This is a genomic window from Bacillus sp. 01N45, from assembly GCF_056399205.1.
Genome location: NZ_JBFTQW010000019.1, coordinates 30,063 through 52,005, shown reverse-complemented (window position 1 = coordinate 52,005; position 21,943 = coordinate 30,063). Strand labels below are relative to the sequence as shown.

Below are 21,943 nucleotides of genomic sequence, written 5' to 3'. Positions count from 1 at the left end.
TTAGAAACAATACCATATGTTATGATATACTTTTGAGTTTCTAATGTCAAGCAAATGTTACACCAGGATTAGTTGTTATAGTTTACCTGCCATAAGTAAAGTCCATGACCTGGAGCCATCTTTCCAGCAAACTGACGATTTTGTTTCGCTAAAATCTCTGGAATGCTATCAGGATCAAGCTTTCCTTGCCCTACGCTAAGTAACGTACCAACAATAATTCTGACCATATTATATAAAAATCCATTACCTACAAAACGAAAAATTAATTCATCGCCTTGCTCAATTAACTCAATTTCATAAATCGTTCGCACCTTATCTTTTTTGTCAGTTTTTGCCGAACAAAAAGAAGTGAAATCATGCGTTCCAATAAAATAAGGAATCGCCTTTCTTATAGAGCTTATTTCGAGCGGATATGGATATTGATATACGTAATTTCTACGGAATACATCCGCAGTCTTTGATAATAATACACGATAACGATATTCTTTTCTCTCGACACCGTAACGCGCATGAAATTCTTCTGTTTTTTTCTCTACCTGTCTGATAACAATATCATCTGGCAACATTGTGTTTAATGCATTACTCCATTGCCACTCTTCAAGCGACAACGGTGTATCAAAGTGTATGACTTGTCCTTTAGCGTGAACGGTAGAATCCGTTCTGCCCGATGCCTGAACACGAACAAGCGCTCCTTTATGCAATTTCTGCAAAGCTTTCTCAATCTCTTGTTGAACAGTACGATGCTGCGGCTGAATTTGATAACCACAAAAATGCATGCCATCATATGCAACCGTACATTTTATTCTATCCATTTCTCTATTCTCCATTACGATCGCACCCATGCCAAAATACAAGCTAAACAAAGTAAGCTTATTATCGTTACTGTATCACTTGTTTTCCAGCGTAGTTGCCTAAATTTAGTACGTCCTTCACCATTTTGATACCCACGTGCTTCCATAGCAATTGCTAAGTCCTCAGCACGCTTAAAAGCACTGATAAATAGAGGAACGAGTAGTGAGATAATAGCTTTCATCCTATCTTTTATCGGTCCTCCTGCGAAATCAATACCGCGTGAAGATTGTGCCTTCATTATTTTACTCGTTTCATCCATTAATGTCGGAATAAAACGAAGAGAAATTGACATCATTAATGCGATTTCATGAACAGGAACTTTTATACGTTTCAACGGCTTTAATAACGTCTCCAAACCATCTGTAATCTCAATAGGTGTCGTCGTTAACGTTAATAATGTCGTCATTAAAATAATAACGAAGAATCGTATAGAAATGTATATCCCTTGCTCTAATCCTTTTTCATGTATCGAAAACCAACCAAGCTGGAATAGTACTTCCCCTTCTTTATTTGTAAAAATATGCAGGAAAAATGTAAAAAGAAAAATCCATAGAATTGGTTTTAAGCCCGAAAGTACATAACGAATCGGCACTTTTGCAAAAAATAAAGCAATGAGTGCATATAAAAATAAAAATCCATATGAAATCGCATTATTTGCTAAGAAAACAACAAATACATATAAAAAGACAATCAGCAGCTTCGTACGTGGATCAAGTTGATGAATAAGAGACTTCCCTGGAATATATCTTCCAATAATCAACTGCTGCATGATTCATGACCACCTTTTCGTAACACCTGCACAACTTCATGAGTAAGATCCTCTAAAGATAAGGTAGCCTTTGGGATTGAAATGCCAAACTTCTCTTCAATTGCACGTTTATACTTTAAAGACATAGGAAGATCCACGCCAATTTTCTCTAGTTCATCAGCATGTGAAAATACTTCCTCTGCACTTCCTTGCAAAAAGACCGTTCCTTTATGCATGACTACAATCTGCTCTGCATACTTAGCAGCATCCTCCATATTATGTGTTACTAGGATAACTGTAAGACCTTTTTCCTTATGCAGCTTATAAAACATCTCCATAAGTTCATTCTGCCCTTTTGGATCTAGTCCTGCTGTAGGTTCATCTAATACAAGCACTTCGGGTTCCATCGCCAATACACCCGCTATCGCAACACGCCTCATTTGCCCACCACTTAACTCAAACGGTGAACGTGTTAACAGTTCTGGCTCTAACCCTACAAGTTCAATTGCCTCTCTTGCCTTTTGCTTCGCTTCTTCTACAGATACCCCAAAATTAGTAGGGCCGAAACAAATATCCTTCTCCACAGTCTCTTCAAACAACTGATGTTCTGGGAATTGAAAGACAACCCCTACCTTTTTACGTAGTGGCTTTAGCTTTTTTTCTTTCTTTCCTGCCGAAATGAAATGTTCACCAATTTGAACTGTGCCATTCGTCGGCTGCAATAAACCATTTAAATGTTGAATCATCGTCGACTTACCTGAACCAGTATGACCGATAATGGCATAATAGCCCCCACTTGGAAACGACACGTCTACATCATAAAGTGCGCGTCTTTCAAATGGAGTTTTATATTGATAACGATGTTCTACTTTTTGGAATGTAATCTCCAAAGTTCGTTCACCAAGCTTTCCATTGTAAGATGCGTATTTTGCAAGAGAATTTCATTTCTTTTTAATAATTCTGCTATTTTCACTGAAAATGGTACATCTAATCCAATTTCTTGGAGCATATGAGAGGACTTGAAGATTTGCTTTGGAATCCCTTCCTCTAATATTTCTCCCTTGTTTAAAATAATGACACGATCTGATTGTGCCGCTTCTTCTAAATCGTGCGTAATTGATAACACGGTAATACCTTTTTGATTAACAAGTTGTCTAACCGTTTCTACTACTTCACGTCTCCCTTGAGGATCTAACATTGACGTTGCTTCATCTAATATCAAAATAGATGGCTGAAGTGCTAAAACGCCTGCTATTGCCACTCGCTGCTTTTGCCCACCAGATAACGAATGAGGTTCATCATTAAGAAAATCTTCCATACGGACAAGTTTGAGAGCCTGATTTAATCTTTCTACCATTTGCTCTCTTGGCATTCCGATATTCTCTAAGCCAAAAACAACGTCGTCTTGCACTGTCGTTCCAACAAATTGATTGTCTGGATTTTGAAATACCATCCCAATTTGTTTTCGAACATCCCATACCGTTTCCTCTGATAAAACCATTGTATCATTTACTGTAATAGTCCCTGCTTCCGGCAAAAACAAACCATTCAATAATTTTGCAAGTGTAGACTTCCCTGAACCGTTTTGTCCAATAACAGATACCCATTCTCCCTCATACAAGGCAAATGAAACATCTTTTAATGCATAAGTGGCTGCCCCAGGATATTGAAATGATATATTTTCTGTCCGAAGTTTCTCTTTTTTCAATACAAGGCACCCTTTCCTTCGCCAAGTTAGCCTATTTTTATATTTAAAAAAAAGGGCCATGACCAGTTTCTTGAAAAGAACTGTCCTGCCCTTTTAATTATCATTATACTAACTCGATAATTACCATTGGTGCTGCGTCTCCGCGACGTGGACCAATTTTTGCAATACGAGTGTATCCGCCTTGGCGCTCAGCATAGCGTGGAGCTACATCAGCGAATAATTTTTGAAGTGCATCTTGACCAGTCTCAGCGTTAGCTACTTCATTGCGAATGAAAGCTGCTGCTTGACGACGAGCGTGAAGATCTCCGCGTTTACCTAAAGTGATCATTTTTTCCACTACAGAACGAAGTTCTTTTGCACGAGTTTCTGTCGTTTGGATGCGCTCGTTGATAATTAAATCAGTAGCTAAATCACGTAACATAGCTTTACGTTGCGCACTTGTACGGCCTAATTTTCTGTATGCCATTCGTAGTTCCCTCCTTTGTTGATGGGTTTAAATCCTCAGTCGTCTTTACGTAAACCTAAACCTAATTCCTCAAGCTTATGTTTAACTTCTTCTAAGGATTTACGTCCTAAGTTACGAACTTTCATCATATCTTCTTCTGTTTTGTTCGCAAGCTCTTGTACAGTATTAATTCCTGCACGTTTTAGGCAATTATAAGAACGAACAGAAAGATCTAGTTCTTCGATAGTCATCTCAAGAACTTTCTCTTTTTGATCTTCTTCCTTCTCGACCATAATCTCAGCATTTTGTGCTTCATCAGTTAAACCAACAAAGATATTTAAATGCTCAGTTAAGATTTTGGCACCTAAAGAGATAGCTTCTTTTGGCCCGATGCTTCCATCCGTCCATACATCAAGCGTAAGCTTATCATAATTAGCCACTTGTCCGACACGTGTCTTTTCCACTTGGTAAGTCACACGTGATACTGGAGTATAAATAGAATCAATAGGAATTACTCCTATTGGTTGATCTTCGCTTTTATTTGCATCAGCTGGCGTATACCCACGGCCACGCTTTGCAGTTAAACGCATGCGGAAATGCGCATTTTTTGCTAACGTTGCAATGTGTAAATCTGGATTTAAGATTTCTACATCACTATCATGAGTAATATCAGCAGCTGTGACAATACCTTCGCCCTGCACATCAATTTCCAACGTCTTCTCTTCTTCAGAGTAGATTTTAAGAGCTAACTTTTTCAAGTTTAAGATGATCGTCGTAACGTCTTCTACTACGCCCTCAACTGTTGAAAATTCATGTAATACGCCATCGATTTGGATAGCAGTAACAGCGGCACCAGGGAGTGAGGATAAAAGAATACGACGTAAGGAGTTACCCAAAGTAGTACCATATCCACGCTCAAGCGGTTCAATTACGAATTTACCATATTTAGCATCTTCGTTAAGTTCAACCGTTTCGATTTTCGGCTTTTCGATTTCAATCATTAACTAAACCCTCCTTCAAAACGTCGAAACCCCGGTTAAACAAAGGGATACCCCCTGTCTAACCGAAAGTCCCCCTTAGGCAGTTCCCGATTGTGCACAACAAGCGATGTTTCTGTACGAAATTTCTCGATAATGCATCATATCCATTATAGACAAAAGGGAAAATTCTATACAGAAAAATTACACACGACGACGTTTTGGTGGACGACATCCATTATGAGGAACTGGAGTAACATCTCTAATTGCTGTTACTTCTAGACCTGCAGCTTGAAGAGCACGAATTGCAGCTTCACGACCAGCACCAGGACCTTTAACAGTAACCTCTAAAGTTTTTAAACCGTGCTCCATTGCAACTTTAGCAGCAGCTTCAGCAGCCATTTGCGCAGCGAATGGAGTAGACTTACGAGATCCACGGAAACCAAGTGCACCAGCACTAGACCAAGAAAGTGCGTTACCATGAGTATCTGTAAGTGTTACGATTGTGTTGTTGAAAGTAGAACGAATATGAGCTATACCAGCTTCAATATTCTTTTTCACACGTTTTTTACGAGTGTTTGTTTTACGTGCCATTGTTAGTTCAACCTCCTTTACTTATTATTTCTTTTTATTTGCTACTGTACGACGTGGACCTTTACGTGTACGAGCATTGTTTTTAGAGTTTTGACCACGAACTGGTAAACCACGACGGTGACGAAGACCACGGTAAGAACCGATCTCCATTAGACGTTTAATGTTAAGAGATACTTCACGACGAAGGTCTCCCTCAACTTTAATACGATCGATGATATCACGGATACGTCCTAGTTCGTCTTCCGTTAAATCACGAACTCGTGTTTCTGAAGAAATACCAGCTTCAGTTAGAATTTTTTCAGCAGTTGTGCGACCAATGCCGAATACGTAAGTTAAAGAAATAACAACGCGTTTGTCTCGAGGAATATCTACACCTGCGATACGTGCCATTCTGAATGCACCTCCTTCTGATTAACCTTGTTTTTGTTTATGTTTAGGGTTTTCACAAATAACCATTACTTTTCCACGTCTACGAATAACTTTACATTTTTCGCAGATTGGTTTAACTGACGGTCTTACTTTCATGTCTCGAACCTCCTTAAAGATTACGGAGTGCTATATTATTTAAAACGGTACGTAATACGACCACGATTTAAATCGTACGGAGATAATTCTACCGTAACTTTGTCTCCTGGTAAAATACGAATGAAGTTCATACGGATTTTACCAGAAACGTGAGCCAATACGACATGCCCATTCTCTAATTCTACTTTGAACATAGCATTTGGCAACGTTTCAAGAACGGTACCTTCGACTTCAATTACATCATCTTTAGCCATTCAATAGTTCTCCCTTCTTCAAATCAGTAACATTTTACACTGCTCTGAAATCCCGGAGAGCCAGCTACTTATAAAGTGGTAAGGATTTCGTATCCTGCTTCTGTAAGAGCAATCGTGTGCTCAAAGTGTGCACACCATTTACCATCTACCGTTACCACTGTCCAGTCATCAGATAGTGTTTTTACATATCGTCTTCCTTGATTCACCATCGGCTCAACACAGATGACCATTCCCGGCTTTAATCTAGGGCCTCTATTTGGTGGACCATAGTGCGGGATTTGAGGGTCCTCATGTAAGTCTTGCCCGATTCCGTGACCAACATACTCCCTAACGATCGAGAACCCATTCTCTTCAGCATGGGTTTGAACCGCATGTGAGATATTTGATAATCTTTCGCCTGGTTTTACTTGTTCTAGACCAAGATACAACGATTTTTCTGTGACATCAAGTAGCTTTTGAACAGATTCAGAAATGTTTCCAACTGGATACGTCCATGCAGAATCTCCATGGTACCCATTGTATTTCGCACCAATATCGATACTGATGATATCGCCCTCTTCGAGCTTGCGCTTCCCTGGAATTCCGTGTACAAGCTCTTCATTTACAGAAGCACATATGCTCCCCGGAAATCCGTTGTATCCTTTAAAAGATGGCGTAGCACCATATTTTTGAATCGTCTTTTCCGCTATTTGATCGAGCTCTTTCGTTGTAATTCCTGGAGTAATATGCTGTTTCAACTCTTGATGAGTTAAAGCAACGATCCTGCCAGCTTCTCGCATGATTTCTATCTCGCGAGGAGTTTTGCAGATGATCATTACGCTAAGCCTCCGATGAGAACATCGATATCAGCAAATACTTTATTGATATCTTGCTCACCATTAATGCTTTGTAAGTAACCAAGCTCCTCGTAGAAATCAAGCAAAGGTTTTGTTTGCTTAATATTTACATCTAAACGATTTGCCACAGTTTCTTCATTGTCATCAGAGCGTTGATATAATTCGCCACCACATTTATCGCACACATCAGCTTTTGCTGGTGGATTGAATTCTAAGTGGTAAGTCGCACCGCACTCTTTACAAATGCGACGGCCTGTAAGGCGTGTTAATAACAACCCTGAATCCACATTAATGTTTAAAACATAGTCGATTTTTTTACCAAGATCTTTCATAATCTCTTCAAGAGCTGATGCTTGTGCAACAGTTCGTGGGAAACCGTCTAGTAAGAAACCTCTTACGCAGTCTTCTTGACTTAAACGTTCACGAACGATTCCGATTGTAACTTCATCTGGAACAAGTGCACCTTTATCAATAAAAGATTTTGCTTGTAGACCCATTTCAGTTTCAGCCTTCATAGCTGCACGAAACATATCTCCTGTTGAAATGTGAGGGATGTTATACTTGGCAACAATCTGTTCGGCTTGTGTACCTTTACCAGCACCAGGAAGCCCCATTAAAATTAAGTTCATCCTTGTTCCCCCTCAGAGTACATGAGCATGTAGGGAAGACAATTCTTCCCACTTACTCATTGCTTGATAAACCCTTTGTAATGGCGTTTTACCAGTTGACTTTCTAGCTGCTTCATTGTTTCTAAAGCAACGCCGACAACGATTAACATACTCGTTCCACCAATCTGTGCAGATGGAGGAAGATTTCCCAATTTCGTAAAGATAACTGGTAAGATTGCAATCGCTGCTAGGAAAATTGATCCTACAAAGGTCAAACGATACAAGATTTTTGTTAGATATTGTTCCGTATTCTTACCCGGACGAATACCTGGAACATATCCACCTTGTTTGTTTAGATTCTCTGACATTTGCTCTGGATTAACCTGAACAAACGCATAGAAATATGTGAAGGCTACAATGAGCGCAACATATATGATCATTCCCACTGGGTGAGAATAGTTAAAGTTTGCAATGATCCACTGCGATATATCATGATTCGGGAAGAACTGTGCAATAGTTGGAGGCGTAATTAAGAATGAAACAGCAAAAATGACTGGAATAACACCCGCACTATTTACCTTAAGGGGTAAATGTGTGTTTTGTGCTCCAGCATGATTCCCATTCCCTCCTGTTACACGCTTCGCATATTGAATTGGGATCTTTCTAACAGCCTGTTGAATGAAAATAACACCAACAATAACCGCTAGCACAGCTAGTAAGATCAATGCAACTTTAACGATACTCATGAACAATTGATCTCCGATATTTTGAAACTGTTGTTGATACACTTGAGATATAACACTTGGGATCGCTGCGGCAATACCGCCAAAGATAAGGATGGAAATACCATTACCTACACCTTTAGCTGTAATCTGTTCACCTAACCACATTAAAAATGCAGTACCAGCAGTCAGTACCGTAGCAATGTATAAATAAGTGCTCCAACCAGGATTCAAAATTAATTGCCCACCTACCATACCGTTAAAACCAATTGACATACCAAACCCCTGAATAAACGCAAGAACAATTGTAAAGTAACGCGTGAATTGCGTTAGTTTACGACGGCCCATTTCACCTTGCTTCGACCATTCCGAAAATTTAGGAACAACATCCATCTGCAATAATTGCACGATGATGGATGCTGTAATATACGGCATGATTCCCATCGCGAAGATGGAGAAGTTTTTCAAGGCGCCACCGCCAAATGTATTTAGGATACCTAAGGCATTTAATTGATCTTGTGCTTTCAGTACGTCTCCATTTGTAAATGGCACTGGGATAAACGTGCCAATTCTGAATACGATTAACATCGCTAAAGTGAATAATATTTTACGTCTTATCTCAGCAACGCGCATAAAGTTGGAGATTGTACGAAACATTAGATCACCTCAACTGATCCGCCAGCTGCTTCAATTGCTTCTTTAGCACTTGAAGAGAACTTGTGCGCTTTAACAGTTAATTTTTTCTCTACTGCGCCGCTTGCAAGAATTTTAACACCGTCGTTTAACTTGCTGATAACGCCAGTTTCCAGCAATAATTCAGGTGTTACTTCTGTACCATCTTCAAAACGATTTAACGTTGATAAGTTTACAATAGTAAACTCTTTACGGTTAATGTTTGTGAAGCCGCGTTTTGGTAAACGACGGAATAATGGAGTTTGACCACCTTCGAAGCCAAGACGAACACCGCCACCAGAACGTGCGTTTTGTCCTTTATGACCTTTACCAGCAGTTTTACCGTTACCAGAACCGATACCACGACCGACACGGTTACGTACTTTACGAGAACCTTCTGCAGGTTTTAATTCATGAAGTTTCATTCCCAGGCACCTCCTTATATTAATGAGTTATCCTTAAGCTTCTGTTACAGTTATAAGGTGAGAAACTTTGTTGATCATACCAAGAATAGCAGGAGTTTCTTCCTTAACTACAGTTGAATTCAACTTTTTAAGACCTAAAGCTTCTACCGTCGCACGTTGATCTTGTGGACGACCAATTACACTACGAGTGAGGGTAATTTCTAACTTTTTCGCCATTTGTTTTCCCTCCTTAACCTAGTAGCTCTTCTACAGATTTACCGCGTAATTTTGCAACATCTTCAGCGCGCTTAAGTTCGCTTAATCCGTTCACAGTAGCGCGAATCATGTTGATTGGTGTGTTAGAACCAAGAGATTTCGAAAGAATATCTTGTACACCAGCTAATTCAAGTACCGCACGAACAGGTCCACCAGCAATAACACCAGTACCTTCAGCAGCAGGTTTTAAGAATACTTCACCAGCTCCAAAATGACCGTTGATTGTGTGTGGAATTGTTGTACCAACTAATGGTACAGCGATTAAGTTTTTCTTAGCGTCTTCGATAGCTTTGCGGATTGCGTCTGGTACCTCTTGTGCTTTACCAGTACCGAATCCAACATGACCGTTTTTATCGCCAACTACAACTAGTGCAGCAAAGCGGAAACGACGACCACCCTTAACAACTTTCGCGACACGATTTATCGTAACTACACGTTCTTCAAGTTCTAATTTACTTGGGTCAATGCGATGCATCAATTTTCCCTCCTTTGACCATTAAAATTGTAATCCAGCCTCACGAGCAGCCTCAGCTAGAGCTTTAACACGGCCATGGTATAAGTAACCACCGCGATCGAATACTACTTCTTTAACGCCTTTCTCTACAGCACGCTTAGCAACTGATTCTCCTACTTTCGTAGCAGCTTCAGTATTGCTAGTACCGTTAAGAGCAAGGTCTTTATCAAGAGTAGATGCACTTACTAACGTTACACCATTTACATCATCAATAACTTGAGCGTAAATATGTTGGTTAGAACGGAACACGTTTAAACGTGGACGTTCTGCAGTACCAGTAAGTTTAGCACGTACACGTGCATGTCTTTTCTTACGAGTCGCATTTTTATCAGCTTTAGTGATCATTCTTGTCACTCCTTTCTCTCACCTAACGGGTTTACTTAGCAGTTTTACCTTCTTTACGACGAACAACTTCGCCTTCGTAACGAATACCTTTACCTTTATAAGGCTCAGGAGCACGTACAGCACGGATGTTAGCAGCAAATTCGCCAACACGTTGCTTGTCGATACCTTTGATTACGATTTTAGTTGGTACAGGTACTTCAACTTCAAGACCTGCTTCCGGAGTCATTTCTACTGGATGAGAATAACCTACGCTTAATACAAGTTTATCTCCTTGTTTTTGAGCACGGTAACCAACACCGACTAATTCAAGTCCGCGTGCGAAACCTGTAGTTACACCTTCAACCATGTTTCCGATTAAAGCACGAGTTGTACCGTGTAATGCACGGTGTTCCTTCTGTTCAGATGGACGCTCAACTGTTAGTGTATTTTCTTCAATTTTGATAGACATATCAGCATTGAATTTACGAGTTAATTCACCTTTAGGGCCTTTTACTGCTACAGTATTGTCTTCTGCAATTGTAATAGTAACACCTGCAGGGATTTCAAGAATCTTTTTACCAATACGAGACATGTGGTCACACCTCCGTTCGTTTTAAATATATATTACCAAACGTATGCTACTACTTCTCCACCAGTTTGTAATTGACGAGCGTCTTTGTCTGTCATTACTCCCTTAGATGTAGAAACAAGAGCGATACCTAATCCGTTAAGTACACGTGGTACTTCATCAGCTTTAGCGTAAACGCGTAAGCCAGGTTTACTGATACGTTTTAATCCAGTGATTACACGTTCATTGTTTGCACCATATTTCAGGAAAATACGAAGGATACCTTGTTTGTTATCCTCGATGTATTCTACATCACGAATGAAACCTTCACGTTTTAAAAGTTCAGCGATCTCTTTTTTGATTTTAGAAGCAGGAACCTCTAATTTCTCATGACGTACCATGTTCGCATTACGGATGCGAGTAAGCATGTCTGCAATTGGATCTGTCATCACCATGTGTTTTACCTCCTTCCCATTTGTGGGTTTTACCAACTAGCTTTTTTAACACCAGGAATTTGACCTTTATATGCAAGTTCACGGAAACAAATACGGCAAAGCTTAAATTTGCGGTATACAGAATGCGGACGACCGCAGCGTTCGCAACGTGTATACTCTTGTACTTTAAACTTAGGAGTACGCTTTTGTTTCGCTATCATAGATTTTTTAGCCACGTTTTCGCCTCCTCTACTTAGCGTTGGTTTCCATTATTTTTGGAATGGCATACCGAATTGTGTTAAAAGTTCACGAGCTTCTTCATCAGTTTTCGCTGTAGTAACGATTACGATGTCCATACCGCGGACTTTGCTTACTTTATCATAATCGATCTCAGGGAAGATAAGTTGCTCTTTAACACCTAATGTGTAGTTCCCACGACCATCGAATGATTTCTTAGAAACACCACGGAAATCACGTACACGTGGTAAAGAAACTGATACTAATTTGTCGAAGAACTCATACATTTGCTCGCCGCGTAAAGTTACTTTCGCACCGATTGGCATACCTTCACGAAGACGGAAACCAGCGATTGATTTTTTAGCACGAGTTACAACAGGTTTTTGACCTGCGATTTGTGTTAATTCTTCTACTGCATTGTCTAAAGCTTTTGAGTTAGATACCGCGTCACCAACACCAGTGTTGATTACGATCTTTTCGATTTTCGGTACTTCCATCACAGATTTATAGTTAAACTTGCTCACTAGAGCAGGAGTAATTTCCTTTTGGAACTTCTCTTTAAGGCGATTCAATGAAGTGACCTCCTTTCTTAAGAAAATTATTTATCTAATAATTCACCAGATTTTTTTGCAATACGAACTTTTTTACCATCTTCTACTTTGAAGCCTACGCGAGTAGGTTCACCTGTTTTCGGATCTAAAACCATAACGTTAGAAACGTGAATAGGTGCTTCTTTAGTAATAATTCCACCTTGTGGATTTAATTGAGATGGCTTAGAGTGTTTTTTAACGATGTTAACACCCTCAACGATAACACGGTTTTGCTTTGGGAAAGCCACAAGGATAACGCCTTGTTTTCCTTTGTCTTTTCCAGTGATTACCTGTACTTTATCACCTTTTTTTACATGCATCTTAATTCTGCACCTCCTTAGCAAGGCAATACCTTAAATTATAGAACTTCTGGAGCTAAAGAAACGATCTTCATGAAGTTGCTATCACGTAATTCACGAGCTACTGGTCCGAAGATACGAGTACCACGTGGGCTCTTATCGTCTTTGATGATAACCGCTGCGTTTTCATCAAATTTGATATAAGAACCGTCCGGACGACGAGCTCCGCTCTTCGTACGTACCACTACTGCTTTAACAACGTCACCTTTTTTAACAACGCCACCTGGTGTTGCTTGTTTTACCGTAGCAACGATAATGTCACCAATGTTAGCATATTTACGACCAGAGCCGCCTAATACTTTAATTGTTAAAAGTTCACGTGCACCAGAGTTGTCAGCAACTTTCAAACGAGATTCTTGTTGGATCATGTTATGAAACCTCCCTTCGGACTAAAAATTCCGATTCGTCTATTTAGATAATAACCGCTTCTTCAACGATTTCAACTAAACGGAAACGCTTAGTAGCAGAAAGCGGGCGAGTTTCCATGATTTTAACGATATCGCCAAGTTTCGCTTGGTTTTGCTCATCATGGGCTTTGTACTTCTTAGAATACTTAACACGTTTTCCGTACAAGGAATGAGTTTTGTAAGTTTCAACTAAAACTGTAATCGTTTTGTCCATTTTGTCAGACACAACACGACCAGTATAAACTTTGCGTTGGTTACGTTCGCTCACTATGCAAACCTCCCCTCAATTTATCGATTAATTCCGATCTCTCTTTCACGAACTACAGTTTTCATACGAGCAATTGCTTTACGCACTTCACGAATGCGAGTTGGATTCTCTAATTGTCCTGTAGCAAGTTGGAAGCGAAGATTGAACAATTCTTCCTTTAAAGCTTTAACTTTTGTTTCGATTTCGGCAGTGGTTAATTCACGAATATCATTAGTTTTCATTAGATTCACCACCATTTTCTTCACGTTTTACGAATTTACATTTCACAGGTAACTTGTGAGCTGCAAGACGTAATGCTTCGCGTGCTACCTCTTCAGATACACCCGCGATTTCGAACATAATTTTCCCAGGTTTTACTACTGCTACCCAGCCTTCTGGTGCCCCTTTACCGGAACCCATACGTACTTCTAGAGGTTTTGCAGTGTAAGGTTTAGAAGGGAAAATTTTAATCCATACTTTACCGCCACGTTTCATGTAACGAGTCATTGCACGACGAGCAGCTTCGATTTGACGGTTTGTAATCCATGAAGCAGCTTGTGCTTGTAAACCGAATTCACCGAAAGCAATTTCAGTTCCACCTTTTGCACGACCACGCATTTTACCACGATGCTCTCTACGATATTTTACGCGTTTTGGCATTAACATATTATTTTCCTCCTTCCTCAGAAGCTTTCTTTTTTGTAGGAAGGACTTCTCCACGGTAGATCCATACTTTTACGCCTAATTTACCGTATGTTGTATCAGCTTCAACTGCTGCATAGTCAATATCAGCGCGAAGTGTATGAAGTGGAACAGTTCCTTCACTGTAAGATTCTGCACGAGCGATATCAGCTCCGCCAAGACGACCAGAAACCTGTGTTTTAATACCTTTAGCACCTGCACGCATAGCACGTTGAATAACTTGCTTTTGTGCACGACGGAATGATACACGGTTTTCTAATTGACGAGCGATGTTTTCGCCTACTAATTTAGCGTTAAGATCAGCTCTCTTAACTTCTAAAATGTTGATGTGTACACGCTTGCCTGTTAATTGGTTAAGAGCTTTACGAAGTGCTTCAACTTCAGTACCACCTTTACCAATTACCATACCAGGTTTTGCAGTGTGAATTGTAACATTTACACGATTTGCTGCACGTTCGATTTCTACTTTAGCAACAGCAGAATCTTTTAAGCGTACAGTAATGTACTCACGGATTTTGATGTCTTCATGTAGTAATGTAGCATAATCTTTCTCTGCGAACCAACGAGATTCCCAGTCACGGATAACGCCGACACGAAGACCAATTGGATTAACCTTTTGACCCATCGATTATCCCTCCTTCTTTTCTGATACCACAACTGTAATGTGGCTTGTGCGTTTGTTAATTTGGCTTGCACGACCCATTGCACGTGGACGGAAACGTTTCAACGTTGGACCTTCGTCAACGAAAACTTTTTCAACAACTAGGTTGTTAATATCCATCTCATAATTGTGCTCTGCATTTGCGATTGCAGATTTTAAAACTTTCTCTACAACTGGAGAAGCAGTTTTTGGTGTGTGGTTAAGGATAGCAATCGCTTCACCCACTTGCTTACCTCGGATTAAGTCTACTACTAAACGAACTTTACGAGGAGCAATACGAACTGTTCTCGCTACTGCTTTAGCTTGCATTGAAGTGCCTCCTCTCATTATCTTCTAGTTTTCTTATCGTCAGCAAGGTGACCTTTATACGTACGAGTTGGTGCGAATTCACCTAACTTATGGCCAACCATATCCTCAGTGATGTACACAGGTACGTGTTTACGACCATCATATACAGCGATTGTGTGTCCGATGAACTGAGGGAAGATTGTTGAACGGCGAGACCAAGTTTTAACAACTTGTTTTTGCTCAGATGCAACTAATTTTTCCATTTTGCTCATTAAGTGATCATCGACAAATGGTCCTTTTTTTAAGCTACGAGCCATTTTGGTGCCTCCCTTCGTGATTGGCGTACGGTTCTAGAAATGAACCGTACTACAATCCCATTATTTTTTACGACGACGAACGATGAATTTGTCAGACGCTTTGTTTTTCTTACGAGTCTTGAATCCAAGAGTTGGTTTACCCCATGGAGACATTGGAGACTTACGTCCGATTGGAGAACGTCCTTCACCACCACCGTGTGGGTGATCAACCGGGTTCATTACAGAACCACGAACTGTTGGGCGTTTACCTAACCAGCGAGAGCGACCTGCTTTACCGATTTTGATAAGTTCATGCTGTTCGTTACCTACTTGACCGATTGAAGCGCGACAAGCAGATAATACAAGACGTACTTCACCAGAAGTTAAACGTACAAGTACGTATTTACCTTCTTTACCAAGTACTTGAGCAGAAGTACCAGCAGAACGAACTAATTGTCCGCCACGACCAGGCTTAAGCTCGATATTATGAACAACAGTACCTACTGGAATGTTGATTAATGGTAATGCGTTACCGATTTTGATGTCAGCTTCTGGGCCAGACATAACTTCCATACCTACTTCTAAAGATTTAGGAGCAAGAATGTAACGTTTTTCACCGTCAACGTAGTTAATTAATGCGATATTCGCAGAGCGGTTTGGATCGTATTCGATCGTAGCAACGCGTCCTGGAATTCCATCTTTGTTACGCTTAAAGTCGATGATACGGTATTGACGCTTATGTCCGCCACCTTGATGACGTACAGTAATTTTACCTTGGTTATTACGACCAGCCTTCTTGCTTAAAGGAGCAAGTAATGACTTTTCTGGTCTGTCAGTCGTGATTTCAGCGAAATCATTCGTAGTCATATTACGACGACCGTTAGTAGTTGGATTATACTTTTTAATTCCCATCTCAATTTCCCTCCTTCTTTAGTAAGAATTAAACACCTTGGAAGATTTCGATTTCTTTGCTGTCAGCAGTTAGCTTAACGATTGCTTTACGACGACGGCTAGTAAAACCAGCGTGACGACCAACGCGTTTTGCTTTCGGCTTGTAGTTCATGATGTTCACTTTTTCTACTTTAACACCAAAGATCGCTTCAAGAGCATCTTTAACTTCTGTTTTATTAGATTTAACGTCCACATCGAACGTGTATTTTTTTTCAGCCATCATTTCCATAGAACGTTCAGTGATAACTGGGCGCTTAATGATATCACGAGGATCTCTCATTATGCAAGCACCTCCTCTACTTTTTCCACTGCCGCTTTTGTCATGATTAGCTTATCATGATGAAGCACGTCTAAAACGTTTACGCCATCAGCAGTGATTACTGTTACTCCAGGGATATTGCGAGCAGATAACTCTACAGATTCGTTTGCATCAGCAGTTACGATAAGAGCTTTCTTCTCAACAGTTAATCCTTTAAGTACTGCTAGCATGTCTTTTGTTTTTGGTGCATTTAACACTAGGTCTTCAAGAACTACAATGTTGTTCTCAACTACTTTAGTAGCTAATGCAGATTTGATTGCTAAACGACGAACCTTCTTAGGAAGTTTGTACGCATAGCTTCTTGGTGTAGGTCCGAATACCGTACCACCACCACGCCATTGAGGAGAGCGGATAGACCCTTGACGAGCACGTCCAGTTCCTTTTTGACGCCATGGTTTACGACCACCACCACGAACTTCAGAACGAGTTTTTACTTTGTGTGTACCTTGACGTAAAGATGCACGTTGCATCATTACAGCTTCGAAAAGTACAGCTTCATTTGGTTCGATACCGAAAATAGCTTCAGCTAATTCGATTTCACCAACCTGTGAACCAGTTTGGTTATATACAGTAACTTTTGGCATTGGAATTCCTCCTTCCTATTGTGAATTATTTGCTAACCTTCACAGCGCCTTGAACAACTACAAGAGATTTCTTAGCACCTGGAACGTTACCTTTTACTAGTAATAAGTTGCGCTCAGTGTCAACTTGAACGATTTCTAAGTTTTGGATAGTAACTTGGTCTCCACCCATACGTCCAGCAAGTTTTTTGCCTTTGAATACACGGTTCGGAGCAACTGGGCCCATTGAACCTGGACGACGGTGATAGCGAGAACCATGAGACATAGGTCCGCGAGATTGTCCGTGGCGTTTGATAACACCTTGGAAACCTTTACCTTTAGAAATTCCTGTTACGTCAACGATTTCACCTGCAGCGAAAACTTCAACTTTTACCTCTTGACCAACCTCTAATCCGTCCACGTCTGCATCGCGGATTTCGCGAATGAAGCGCTTAGGAGTTGTAGATGCTTTAGCAGTGTGGCCTTGTTCAGGTTTGTTAGTTAACTTTTCACGTTTATCTTCAAATCCTAACTGGATTGCATTGTAGCCATCAGTTTCAGTTGTTTTCTTTTGAAGAACAACGTTTGGATTAGCAGCGATAACTGTTACTGGGATTAACTCACCGTTCTCAGCAAATACTTGAGTCATACCGATCTTTCTTCCTAAGATTCCTTTGGTCATGAGTTACACCTCCTACATTTTTAAGTTATATGAATTATAGTTTGATTTCGATATCTACACCAGACGGTAAGTCTAAACGCATTAATGAATCTACTGTTTGTGGAGTAGGACTCACGATATCGATTAAACGTTTGTGTGTGCGCATTTCGAATTGCTCACGAGAATCTTTGTACTTATGAACAGCACGAAGAATTGTGTAAATAGTCTTCTCAGTTGGTAATGGGATCGGACCAGAAACTGTTGCCCCAGAACGCTTAGCTGTTTCTACAATTTTCTCAGCTGATTGATCAAGAATACGGTGATCATAAGCTTTTAAACGGATACGAATTTTTTCTTTTGCCATTATTTTCCCTCCTTCGTTCGCCTATTTCTAAAATAGACCTTCTCCATGGAAATTTCCCCACACCATGCCATGGCAAAGCGGCCGGGTGTGTCAGCAACCTTCCACTTCATCGCAGTCAAAGACCAACATTGTCTATTATACAATGTTATTCGTCTAGATGCAAGCATCTTTTTGTTTGCATCTGCTTTTCTCTACTTTTGCTATTATACATGGCACTTTAAAGAATTTCAAGTTTTCATCTCACAGAATCTGTTTTACAGTTTCTGGATTTTAGTTTATTGATTTTGTATTACTATAGAAGAAACTCGTCAAAACATAAAAAAATCATTTCATTCCTTATATAAATACAAACAAAAAAACCAAGGGAAAATCCCTTGGTTTTTTTATATCAGTTAAGATTACTCAACGATAGTAGCAACTACACCGTAACCTACTGTACGTCCACCTTCACGAATAGAGAATTTAGTTCCCTCTTCGATAGCGATTGGAGCGATAAGTTCGATAGTCATTTCGATGTTGTCACCAGGCATTACCATTTCAGTACCTTCTGGTAATTGGATGATACCAGTTACGTCAGTTGTACGGAAGTAGAACTGAGGACGGTAGTTAGCGAAGAATGGAGTGTGACGTCCACCTTCTTCTTTAGATAATACGAAAACTTCAGCTTTGAATTTAGCGTGAGCTTTTACAGAGCCAGTTTTAGCAAGAACTTGTCCACGTTGGATGTCTTCACGAGCAACCCCACGAAGTAAAGCACCGATGTTGTCTCCAGCTTGAGCTTGGTCAAGAAGTTTACGGAACATCTCTACACCAGTTACAGTTGTAGAAGCATTTTCTTCAGCAAGACCGATGATTTCTACTACGTCACCAACTTTAACGATTCCGCGCTCTACACGACCAGTTGCAACTGTACCACGACCTGTGATAGAGAATACATCCTCGATAGGCATTAAGAATGGTTTGTCAGTTTCACGTTCTGGAGTTGGGATGTAAGCATCAACTTCAGTCATTAATTCAATGATTTTTGCTTCCCAATCAGCTTCTCCTTGAAGAGCTTTAAGAGCAGAACCTTTGATTACAGGAATATCGTCGCCTGGGAATCCGTATTCAGATAATAGGTCGCGAACTTCCATTTCTACTAATTCTAATAATTCTTCGTCGTCTACCATGTCGCATTTGTTTAAGAATACAACGATGTAAGGAACACCTACTTGACGAGAAAGAAGGATGTGCTCACGTGTTTGAGGCATTGGGCCATCAGCAGCAGATACTACTAAGATACCGCCGTCCATTTGAGCAGCACCAGTGATCATGTTTTTAACATAGTCAGCGTGACCTGGGCAGTCAACGTGTGCATAGTGACGAGTTTCAGTTTCGTACTCAACGTGTGCAGTTGAGATTGTGATTCCGCGCTCTCTTTCTTCTGGAGCAGCGTCGATTTGATCGTATCCGCGTGCTTCAGCACCACCAGCTTTTGCAAGAACTGTAGTGATCGCAGCAGTTAATGTAGTTTTACCATGGTCAACGTGGCCGATTGTACCGATGTTAACATGGGGTTTAGAACGTTCGAATTTAGCTTTAGCCATTCTAAATTCCTCCTTAGTTTATATAGGTTATTTTATATTTAGACTAGAAAGTGAAACTTACGTCCCACTTTCTAAGCTTACATAAGTAGTTATACTTGAACAATCGATAAAAATCAATTATTCACCTTTATTTTTTTTAATAATTTCTTCAGAAACAGACTTCGGTACTTCTTCATAATGATCAAATGTCATTGAGAATGTTCCGCGTCCTTGAGTGTTAGAACGTAATGCCGTTGCATAACCGAACATTTCAGAAAGTGGAACCATAGCACGAACAACTTGTGCGTTACCGCGAGCTTCCATACCTTCTACACGTCCACGACGAGATGTTACGTCGCCCATAATGTCACCCATGTACTCTTCAGGAATTACAACTTCAACTTTCATCATTGGCTCAAGAATTACTGGGCTACATTTAGAAACTGCAGCTTTAAGTGCCATAGATGCAGCGATTTTGAACGCCATCTCAGATGAATCGACATCATGGTAAGATCCGTCAACTAACGCAGCTTTGATGTCAACTAGTGGATAACCAGCTAGTACACCATTTTTAAGTGAGTCTTCAAGACCCGCTCCAACAGCTGGGATGTATTCACGTGGAACTACACCACCGACGATTTTGTTTTGGAATTCAAAACCTTTACCTTCTTCATTAGGTTCAAACTCAATCCAAACGTGACCGAATTGTCCACGACCACCAGATTGACGAGCGAACTTACCTTCAACTTTCGCAGCAGCGCGGAAAGTCTCACGGTATGCTACCTGAGGAGCACCAACGTTTGCTTCCACTTTGAATTCACGGCGCATACGGTCAACGATGATATCAAGGTGAAGTTCACCCATACCAGCGATGATTGTTTGGCCAGTTTCTTGGTCAGTGTGAGCACGGAATGTTGGATCTTCTTCAGAAAGCTTAGATAATGCTGTACCCATTTTATCTTGGTCAGCTTTAGATTTTGGTTCGATAGCTACAGAGATAACTGGCTCTGGGAATTCCATAGACTCAAGGATAACAAGACTCTTCTCATCACAAAGAGTATCACCAGTAGTAGTATCTTTTAAACCTACAGCAGCAGCGATATCACCAGCGTAAACTGTTGAAATCTCTTCACGGCTGTTAGCGTGCATTTGTAGGATACGACCTACACGCTCACGCTTACCTTTAGTTGAGTTTTTCACGTATGATCCAGAGTTTAACACACCAGAATACACACGGAAGAACGTTAACTTACCAACATAAGGGTCAGTCATGATTTTGAATGCTAAAGCTGCGAATGGTTCTTCATCGCTAGACTTACGTTCGATTTCTTCATCTGTATCCGGAAGAGTACCTTTAATAGCTGGTACGTCTAATGGAGATGGTAGGTAGTCGATAACTGCGTCTAACAGAATTTGAACACCTTTATTTTTGAATGCAGAACCACAGATTACTGGGAAGAATTCTACAGAAGTTGTAGCCTTACGGATACCAGCTTTAAGCTCTTCTACAGTGATTTCTTCACCTTCTAGGTACTTCATCATCATTTCTTCATCAAGCTCAGCTACCGCTTCGATAAGTTTTCCACGGTATTCTGCAGCTAATTCTTTATGCTCTTCAGGAATTTCAACACGCTCGATGTCTGTTCCTAAATCGTTACCGTACATGTAAGCACATTCCTCAACAAGGTCAATGATACCATTGAACTCATCTTCAGCACCAATTGGTAACTGAATTGGGTGTGCGTTTGCTTGTAAACGATCGTGGATTGTTCCTACAGAGTATAAGAAATCCGCACCAATCTTATCCATTTTGTTAACGAATACGATACGAGGTACACCGTAAGTAGTAGCCTGACGCCAAACAGTTTCTGTTTGTGGTTCTACACCAGATTGTGCATCAAGTACTGCTACCGCACCATCAAGTACGCGTAAAGAACGTTCTACTTCTACTGTGAAGTCTACGTGTCCTGGAGTGTCAATGATGTTTACACGGTGACCTTTCCATTGAGCTGTAGTTGCAGCAGAAGTAATTGTGATACCACGCTCTTGCTCTTGCTCCATCCAGTCCATCTGAGATGCACCTTCATGAGTTTCACCGATTTTATGAATACGTCCTGTATAATACAGAATACGCTCAGTTGCTGTTGTTTTACCAGCATCGATGTGAGCCATGATACCAATATTACGAGTGTTTTCTAAAGAGAACTCTCTTGTCATTTGGTGTCTTGCTCCTTCCATATATGGATTGGATTTTTTTATTTTAAGTAGCAAAAAA

The 21,943-nt window shown here is 40.4% G+C and carries 36 protein-coding genes; all 36 read right to left on the bottom strand.

The features are described 5' to 3' along the window. Nucleotides 1-68: 68 nt before the first annotated feature. Nucleotides 69-812, bottom strand: coding sequence for a tRNA pseudouridine(38-40) synthase TruA (gene truA / locus AC1DMU_RS27685; RefSeq protein WP_088061486.1), 744 nt, complete (start codon nt 810-812; stop codon nt 69-71). A gap of 14 nt (nt 813-826) precedes the next feature. After that, the gene (locus AC1DMU_RS27680) at nt 827-1,621 is read right to left on the bottom strand and encodes an energy-coupling factor transporter transmembrane component T family protein (RefSeq protein ID WP_087983922.1); all 795 of its coding nucleotides are present in this window, start codon (nt 1,619-1,621) and stop codon (nt 827-829) included. Continuing rightward, nucleotides 1,609-2,490: an energy-coupling factor ABC transporter ATP-binding protein gene (locus AC1DMU_RS27675; RefSeq protein ID WP_000406519.1), complete on the bottom strand. Its 882-nt coding sequence runs from the start codon at nt 2,488-2,490 to the stop codon at nt 1,609-1,611. Before AC1DMU_RS27675 ends, AC1DMU_RS27680 begins: the two co-directional genes overlap by 13 nt. Then, complete coding sequence (locus tag AC1DMU_RS27670; RefSeq protein ID WP_142291660.1) at nt 2,466-3,308, bottom strand: energy-coupling factor ABC transporter ATP-binding protein; 843 nt, start codon at nt 3,306-3,308, stop codon at nt 2,466-2,468. The genes AC1DMU_RS27675 and AC1DMU_RS27670 overlap by 25 nt, the downstream gene beginning before the upstream one ends. Before the next feature lie 103 nt (nt 3,309-3,411). Continuing rightward, entirely contained in the window at nt 3,412-3,774 is a 363-nt protein-coding gene (gene rplQ / locus AC1DMU_RS27665; protein ID WP_000331490.1) for a 50S ribosomal protein L17, read from the bottom strand. A gap of 35 nt (nt 3,775-3,809) precedes the next feature. Beyond that, complete coding sequence (locus tag AC1DMU_RS27660; RefSeq protein WP_000569644.1) at nt 3,810-4,754, bottom strand: DNA-directed RNA polymerase subunit alpha; 945 nt, start codon at nt 4,752-4,754, stop codon at nt 3,810-3,812. Between the two features lie 180 nt (nt 4,755-4,934). Then, nucleotides 4,935-5,324, bottom strand: a complete 390-nt coding sequence (rpsK, locus tag AC1DMU_RS27655) for a 30S ribosomal protein S11 (RefSeq protein ID WP_000101797.1) — start codon at nt 5,322-5,324, stop codon at nt 4,935-4,937. 24 nt (nt 5,325-5,348) lie between these two features. Beyond that, complete coding sequence (gene rpsM / locus AC1DMU_RS27650) at nt 5,349-5,714, bottom strand: 30S ribosomal protein S13 (protein WP_000090790.1); 366 nt, start codon at nt 5,712-5,714, stop codon at nt 5,349-5,351. Nucleotides 5,715-5,735: 21 nt separating this feature from the next. After that, nucleotides 5,736-5,849, bottom strand: coding sequence for a 50S ribosomal protein L36 (gene rpmJ / locus AC1DMU_RS27645; protein ID WP_000868344.1), 114 nt, complete (start codon nt 5,847-5,849; stop codon nt 5,736-5,738). A gap of 35 nt (nt 5,850-5,884) precedes the next feature. Next, nucleotides 5,885-6,103 carry a translation initiation factor IF-1 gene (infA, locus tag AC1DMU_RS27640; protein ID WP_001029884.1) on the bottom strand — a complete coding sequence of 73 codons (219 nt, stop codon included), beginning with the start codon at nt 6,101-6,103 and terminating at the stop codon, nt 5,885-5,887. Between the two features lie 68 nt (nt 6,104-6,171). Next, nucleotides 6,172-6,918 (bottom strand): type I methionyl aminopeptidase, encoded by a 747-nt coding sequence (map, locus tag AC1DMU_RS27635; RefSeq protein ID WP_000582534.1) that lies wholly within the window; start codon nt 6,916-6,918, stop codon nt 6,172-6,174. Then, nucleotides 6,918-7,568, bottom strand: a complete 651-nt coding sequence (locus AC1DMU_RS27630; protein WP_001048998.1) for an adenylate kinase — start codon at nt 7,566-7,568, stop codon at nt 6,918-6,920. Before AC1DMU_RS27630 ends, map begins: the two co-directional genes overlap by 1 nt. A 56-nt stretch (nt 7,569-7,624) precedes the next feature. Then, on the bottom strand, nt 7,625-8,926 hold the full coding sequence (gene secY, locus AC1DMU_RS27625) for a preprotein translocase subunit SecY (protein ID WP_088061480.1): 1,302 nt from the start codon (nt 8,924-8,926) through the stop codon (nt 7,625-7,627). Continuing rightward, nucleotides 8,926-9,366 carry a 50S ribosomal protein L15 gene (rplO, locus tag AC1DMU_RS27620; RefSeq protein WP_000766083.1) on the bottom strand — a complete coding sequence of 147 codons (441 nt, stop codon included), beginning with the start codon at nt 9,364-9,366 and terminating at the stop codon, nt 8,926-8,928. Before rplO ends, secY begins: the two co-directional genes overlap by 1 nt. A gap of 33 nt (nt 9,367-9,399) precedes the next feature. Further along, nucleotides 9,400-9,582, bottom strand: a complete 183-nt coding sequence (gene rpmD, locus AC1DMU_RS27615) for a 50S ribosomal protein L30 (protein WP_001085232.1) — start codon at nt 9,580-9,582, stop codon at nt 9,400-9,402. Nucleotides 9,583-9,595: 13 nt separating this feature from the next. Beyond that, nucleotides 9,596-10,096: a 30S ribosomal protein S5 gene (gene rpsE, locus AC1DMU_RS27610; RefSeq protein ID WP_000554646.1), complete on the bottom strand. Its 501-nt coding sequence runs from the start codon at nt 10,094-10,096 to the stop codon at nt 9,596-9,598. A gap of 21 nt (nt 10,097-10,117) precedes the next feature. Beyond that, nucleotides 10,118-10,480, bottom strand: a complete 363-nt coding sequence (gene rplR, locus AC1DMU_RS27605; RefSeq protein WP_000628818.1) for a 50S ribosomal protein L18 — start codon at nt 10,478-10,480, stop codon at nt 10,118-10,120. 31 nt (nt 10,481-10,511) lie between these two features. After that, a complete protein-coding gene (rplF, locus tag AC1DMU_RS27600; protein ID WP_000086550.1) occupies nt 10,512-11,051 on the bottom strand; it encodes a 50S ribosomal protein L6 in 540 nt (179 codons plus the stop codon). A gap of 32 nt (nt 11,052-11,083) precedes the next feature. Further along, nucleotides 11,084-11,482, bottom strand: coding sequence for a 30S ribosomal protein S8 (gene rpsH, locus AC1DMU_RS27595; protein ID WP_000245511.1), 399 nt, complete (start codon nt 11,480-11,482; stop codon nt 11,084-11,086). Nucleotides 11,483-11,511: 29 nt separating this feature from the next. Next, nucleotides 11,512-11,697 carry a 30S ribosomal protein S14 gene (gene rpsN / locus AC1DMU_RS27590; protein ID WP_001085700.1) on the bottom strand — a complete coding sequence of 62 codons (186 nt, stop codon included), beginning with the start codon at nt 11,695-11,697 and terminating at the stop codon, nt 11,512-11,514. Nucleotides 11,698-11,730: 33 nt separating this feature from the next. Then, entirely contained in the window at nt 11,731-12,270 is a 540-nt protein-coding gene (gene rplE, locus AC1DMU_RS27585; protein ID WP_001080829.1) for a 50S ribosomal protein L5, read from the bottom strand. Nucleotides 12,271-12,296: 26 nt separating this feature from the next. Further along, nucleotides 12,297-12,608: a 50S ribosomal protein L24 gene (gene rplX, locus AC1DMU_RS27580; RefSeq protein ID WP_000558201.1), complete on the bottom strand. Its 312-nt coding sequence runs from the start codon at nt 12,606-12,608 to the stop codon at nt 12,297-12,299. Nucleotides 12,609-12,646: 38 nt separating this feature from the next. Next, nucleotides 12,647-13,015, bottom strand: a complete 369-nt coding sequence (gene rplN, locus AC1DMU_RS27575; RefSeq protein WP_000615912.1) for a 50S ribosomal protein L14 — start codon at nt 13,013-13,015, stop codon at nt 12,647-12,649. A 43-nt stretch (nt 13,016-13,058) separates the two neighbouring features. Continuing rightward, on the bottom strand, nt 13,059-13,322 hold the full coding sequence (gene rpsQ, locus AC1DMU_RS27570) for a 30S ribosomal protein S17 (RefSeq protein ID WP_000004106.1): 264 nt from the start codon (nt 13,320-13,322) through the stop codon (nt 13,059-13,061). Between the two features lie 20 nt (nt 13,323-13,342). After that, the gene (gene rpmC / locus AC1DMU_RS27565; protein ID WP_000855718.1) at nt 13,343-13,543 is read right to left on the bottom strand and encodes a 50S ribosomal protein L29; all 201 of its coding nucleotides are present in this window, start codon (nt 13,541-13,543) and stop codon (nt 13,343-13,345) included. Then, nucleotides 13,533-13,967: a 50S ribosomal protein L16 gene (gene rplP, locus AC1DMU_RS27560; protein ID WP_000928969.1), complete on the bottom strand. Its 435-nt coding sequence runs from the start codon at nt 13,965-13,967 to the stop codon at nt 13,533-13,535. The genes rpmC and rplP overlap by 11 nt, the downstream gene beginning before the upstream one ends. Nucleotide 13,968: 1 nt before the next feature. Continuing rightward, nucleotides 13,969-14,628: a 30S ribosomal protein S3 gene (gene rpsC / locus AC1DMU_RS27555; RefSeq protein ID WP_000529958.1), complete on the bottom strand. Its 660-nt coding sequence runs from the start codon at nt 14,626-14,628 to the stop codon at nt 13,969-13,971. Between the two features lie 3 nt (nt 14,629-14,631). Beyond that, nucleotides 14,632-14,973, bottom strand: coding sequence for a 50S ribosomal protein L22 (gene rplV / locus AC1DMU_RS27550; RefSeq protein ID WP_001148024.1), 342 nt, complete (start codon nt 14,971-14,973; stop codon nt 14,632-14,634). Between the two features lie 17 nt (nt 14,974-14,990). Next, nucleotides 14,991-15,269 (bottom strand): 30S ribosomal protein S19, encoded by a 279-nt coding sequence (rpsS, locus tag AC1DMU_RS27545; protein WP_000124454.1) that lies wholly within the window; start codon nt 15,267-15,269, stop codon nt 14,991-14,993. A 60-nt stretch (nt 15,270-15,329) separates the two neighbouring features. Further along, complete coding sequence (gene rplB, locus AC1DMU_RS27540; protein ID WP_000511583.1) at nt 15,330-16,160, bottom strand: 50S ribosomal protein L2; 831 nt, start codon at nt 16,158-16,160, stop codon at nt 15,330-15,332. Between the two features lie 28 nt (nt 16,161-16,188). Next, complete coding sequence (rplW, locus tag AC1DMU_RS27535) at nt 16,189-16,479, bottom strand: 50S ribosomal protein L23 (protein WP_001205558.1); 291 nt, start codon at nt 16,477-16,479, stop codon at nt 16,189-16,191. Continuing rightward, nucleotides 16,479-17,102 (bottom strand): 50S ribosomal protein L4, encoded by a 624-nt coding sequence (rplD, locus tag AC1DMU_RS27530; RefSeq protein WP_001127258.1) that lies wholly within the window; start codon nt 17,100-17,102, stop codon nt 16,479-16,481. Before rplD ends, rplW begins: the two co-directional genes overlap by 1 nt. 25 nt (nt 17,103-17,127) lie before the next feature. After that, the gene (rplC, locus tag AC1DMU_RS27525) at nt 17,128-17,760 is read right to left on the bottom strand and encodes a 50S ribosomal protein L3 (RefSeq protein WP_000160209.1); all 633 of its coding nucleotides are present in this window, start codon (nt 17,758-17,760) and stop codon (nt 17,128-17,130) included. A gap of 34 nt (nt 17,761-17,794) precedes the next feature. Further along, complete coding sequence (gene rpsJ, locus AC1DMU_RS27520; protein ID WP_001040595.1) at nt 17,795-18,103, bottom strand: 30S ribosomal protein S10; 309 nt, start codon at nt 18,101-18,103, stop codon at nt 17,795-17,797. A gap of 398 nt (nt 18,104-18,501) precedes the next feature. Beyond that, on the bottom strand, nt 18,502-19,689 hold the full coding sequence (gene tuf, locus AC1DMU_RS27515) for an elongation factor Tu (protein WP_001029617.1): 1,188 nt from the start codon (nt 19,687-19,689) through the stop codon (nt 18,502-18,504). 117 nt (nt 19,690-19,806) lie between these two features. After that, the gene (fusA, locus tag AC1DMU_RS27510) at nt 19,807-21,885 is read right to left on the bottom strand and encodes an elongation factor G (protein ID WP_000196381.1); all 2,079 of its coding nucleotides are present in this window, start codon (nt 21,883-21,885) and stop codon (nt 19,807-19,809) included. Between the last annotated feature and the right edge of the window lie 58 nt (nt 21,886-21,943).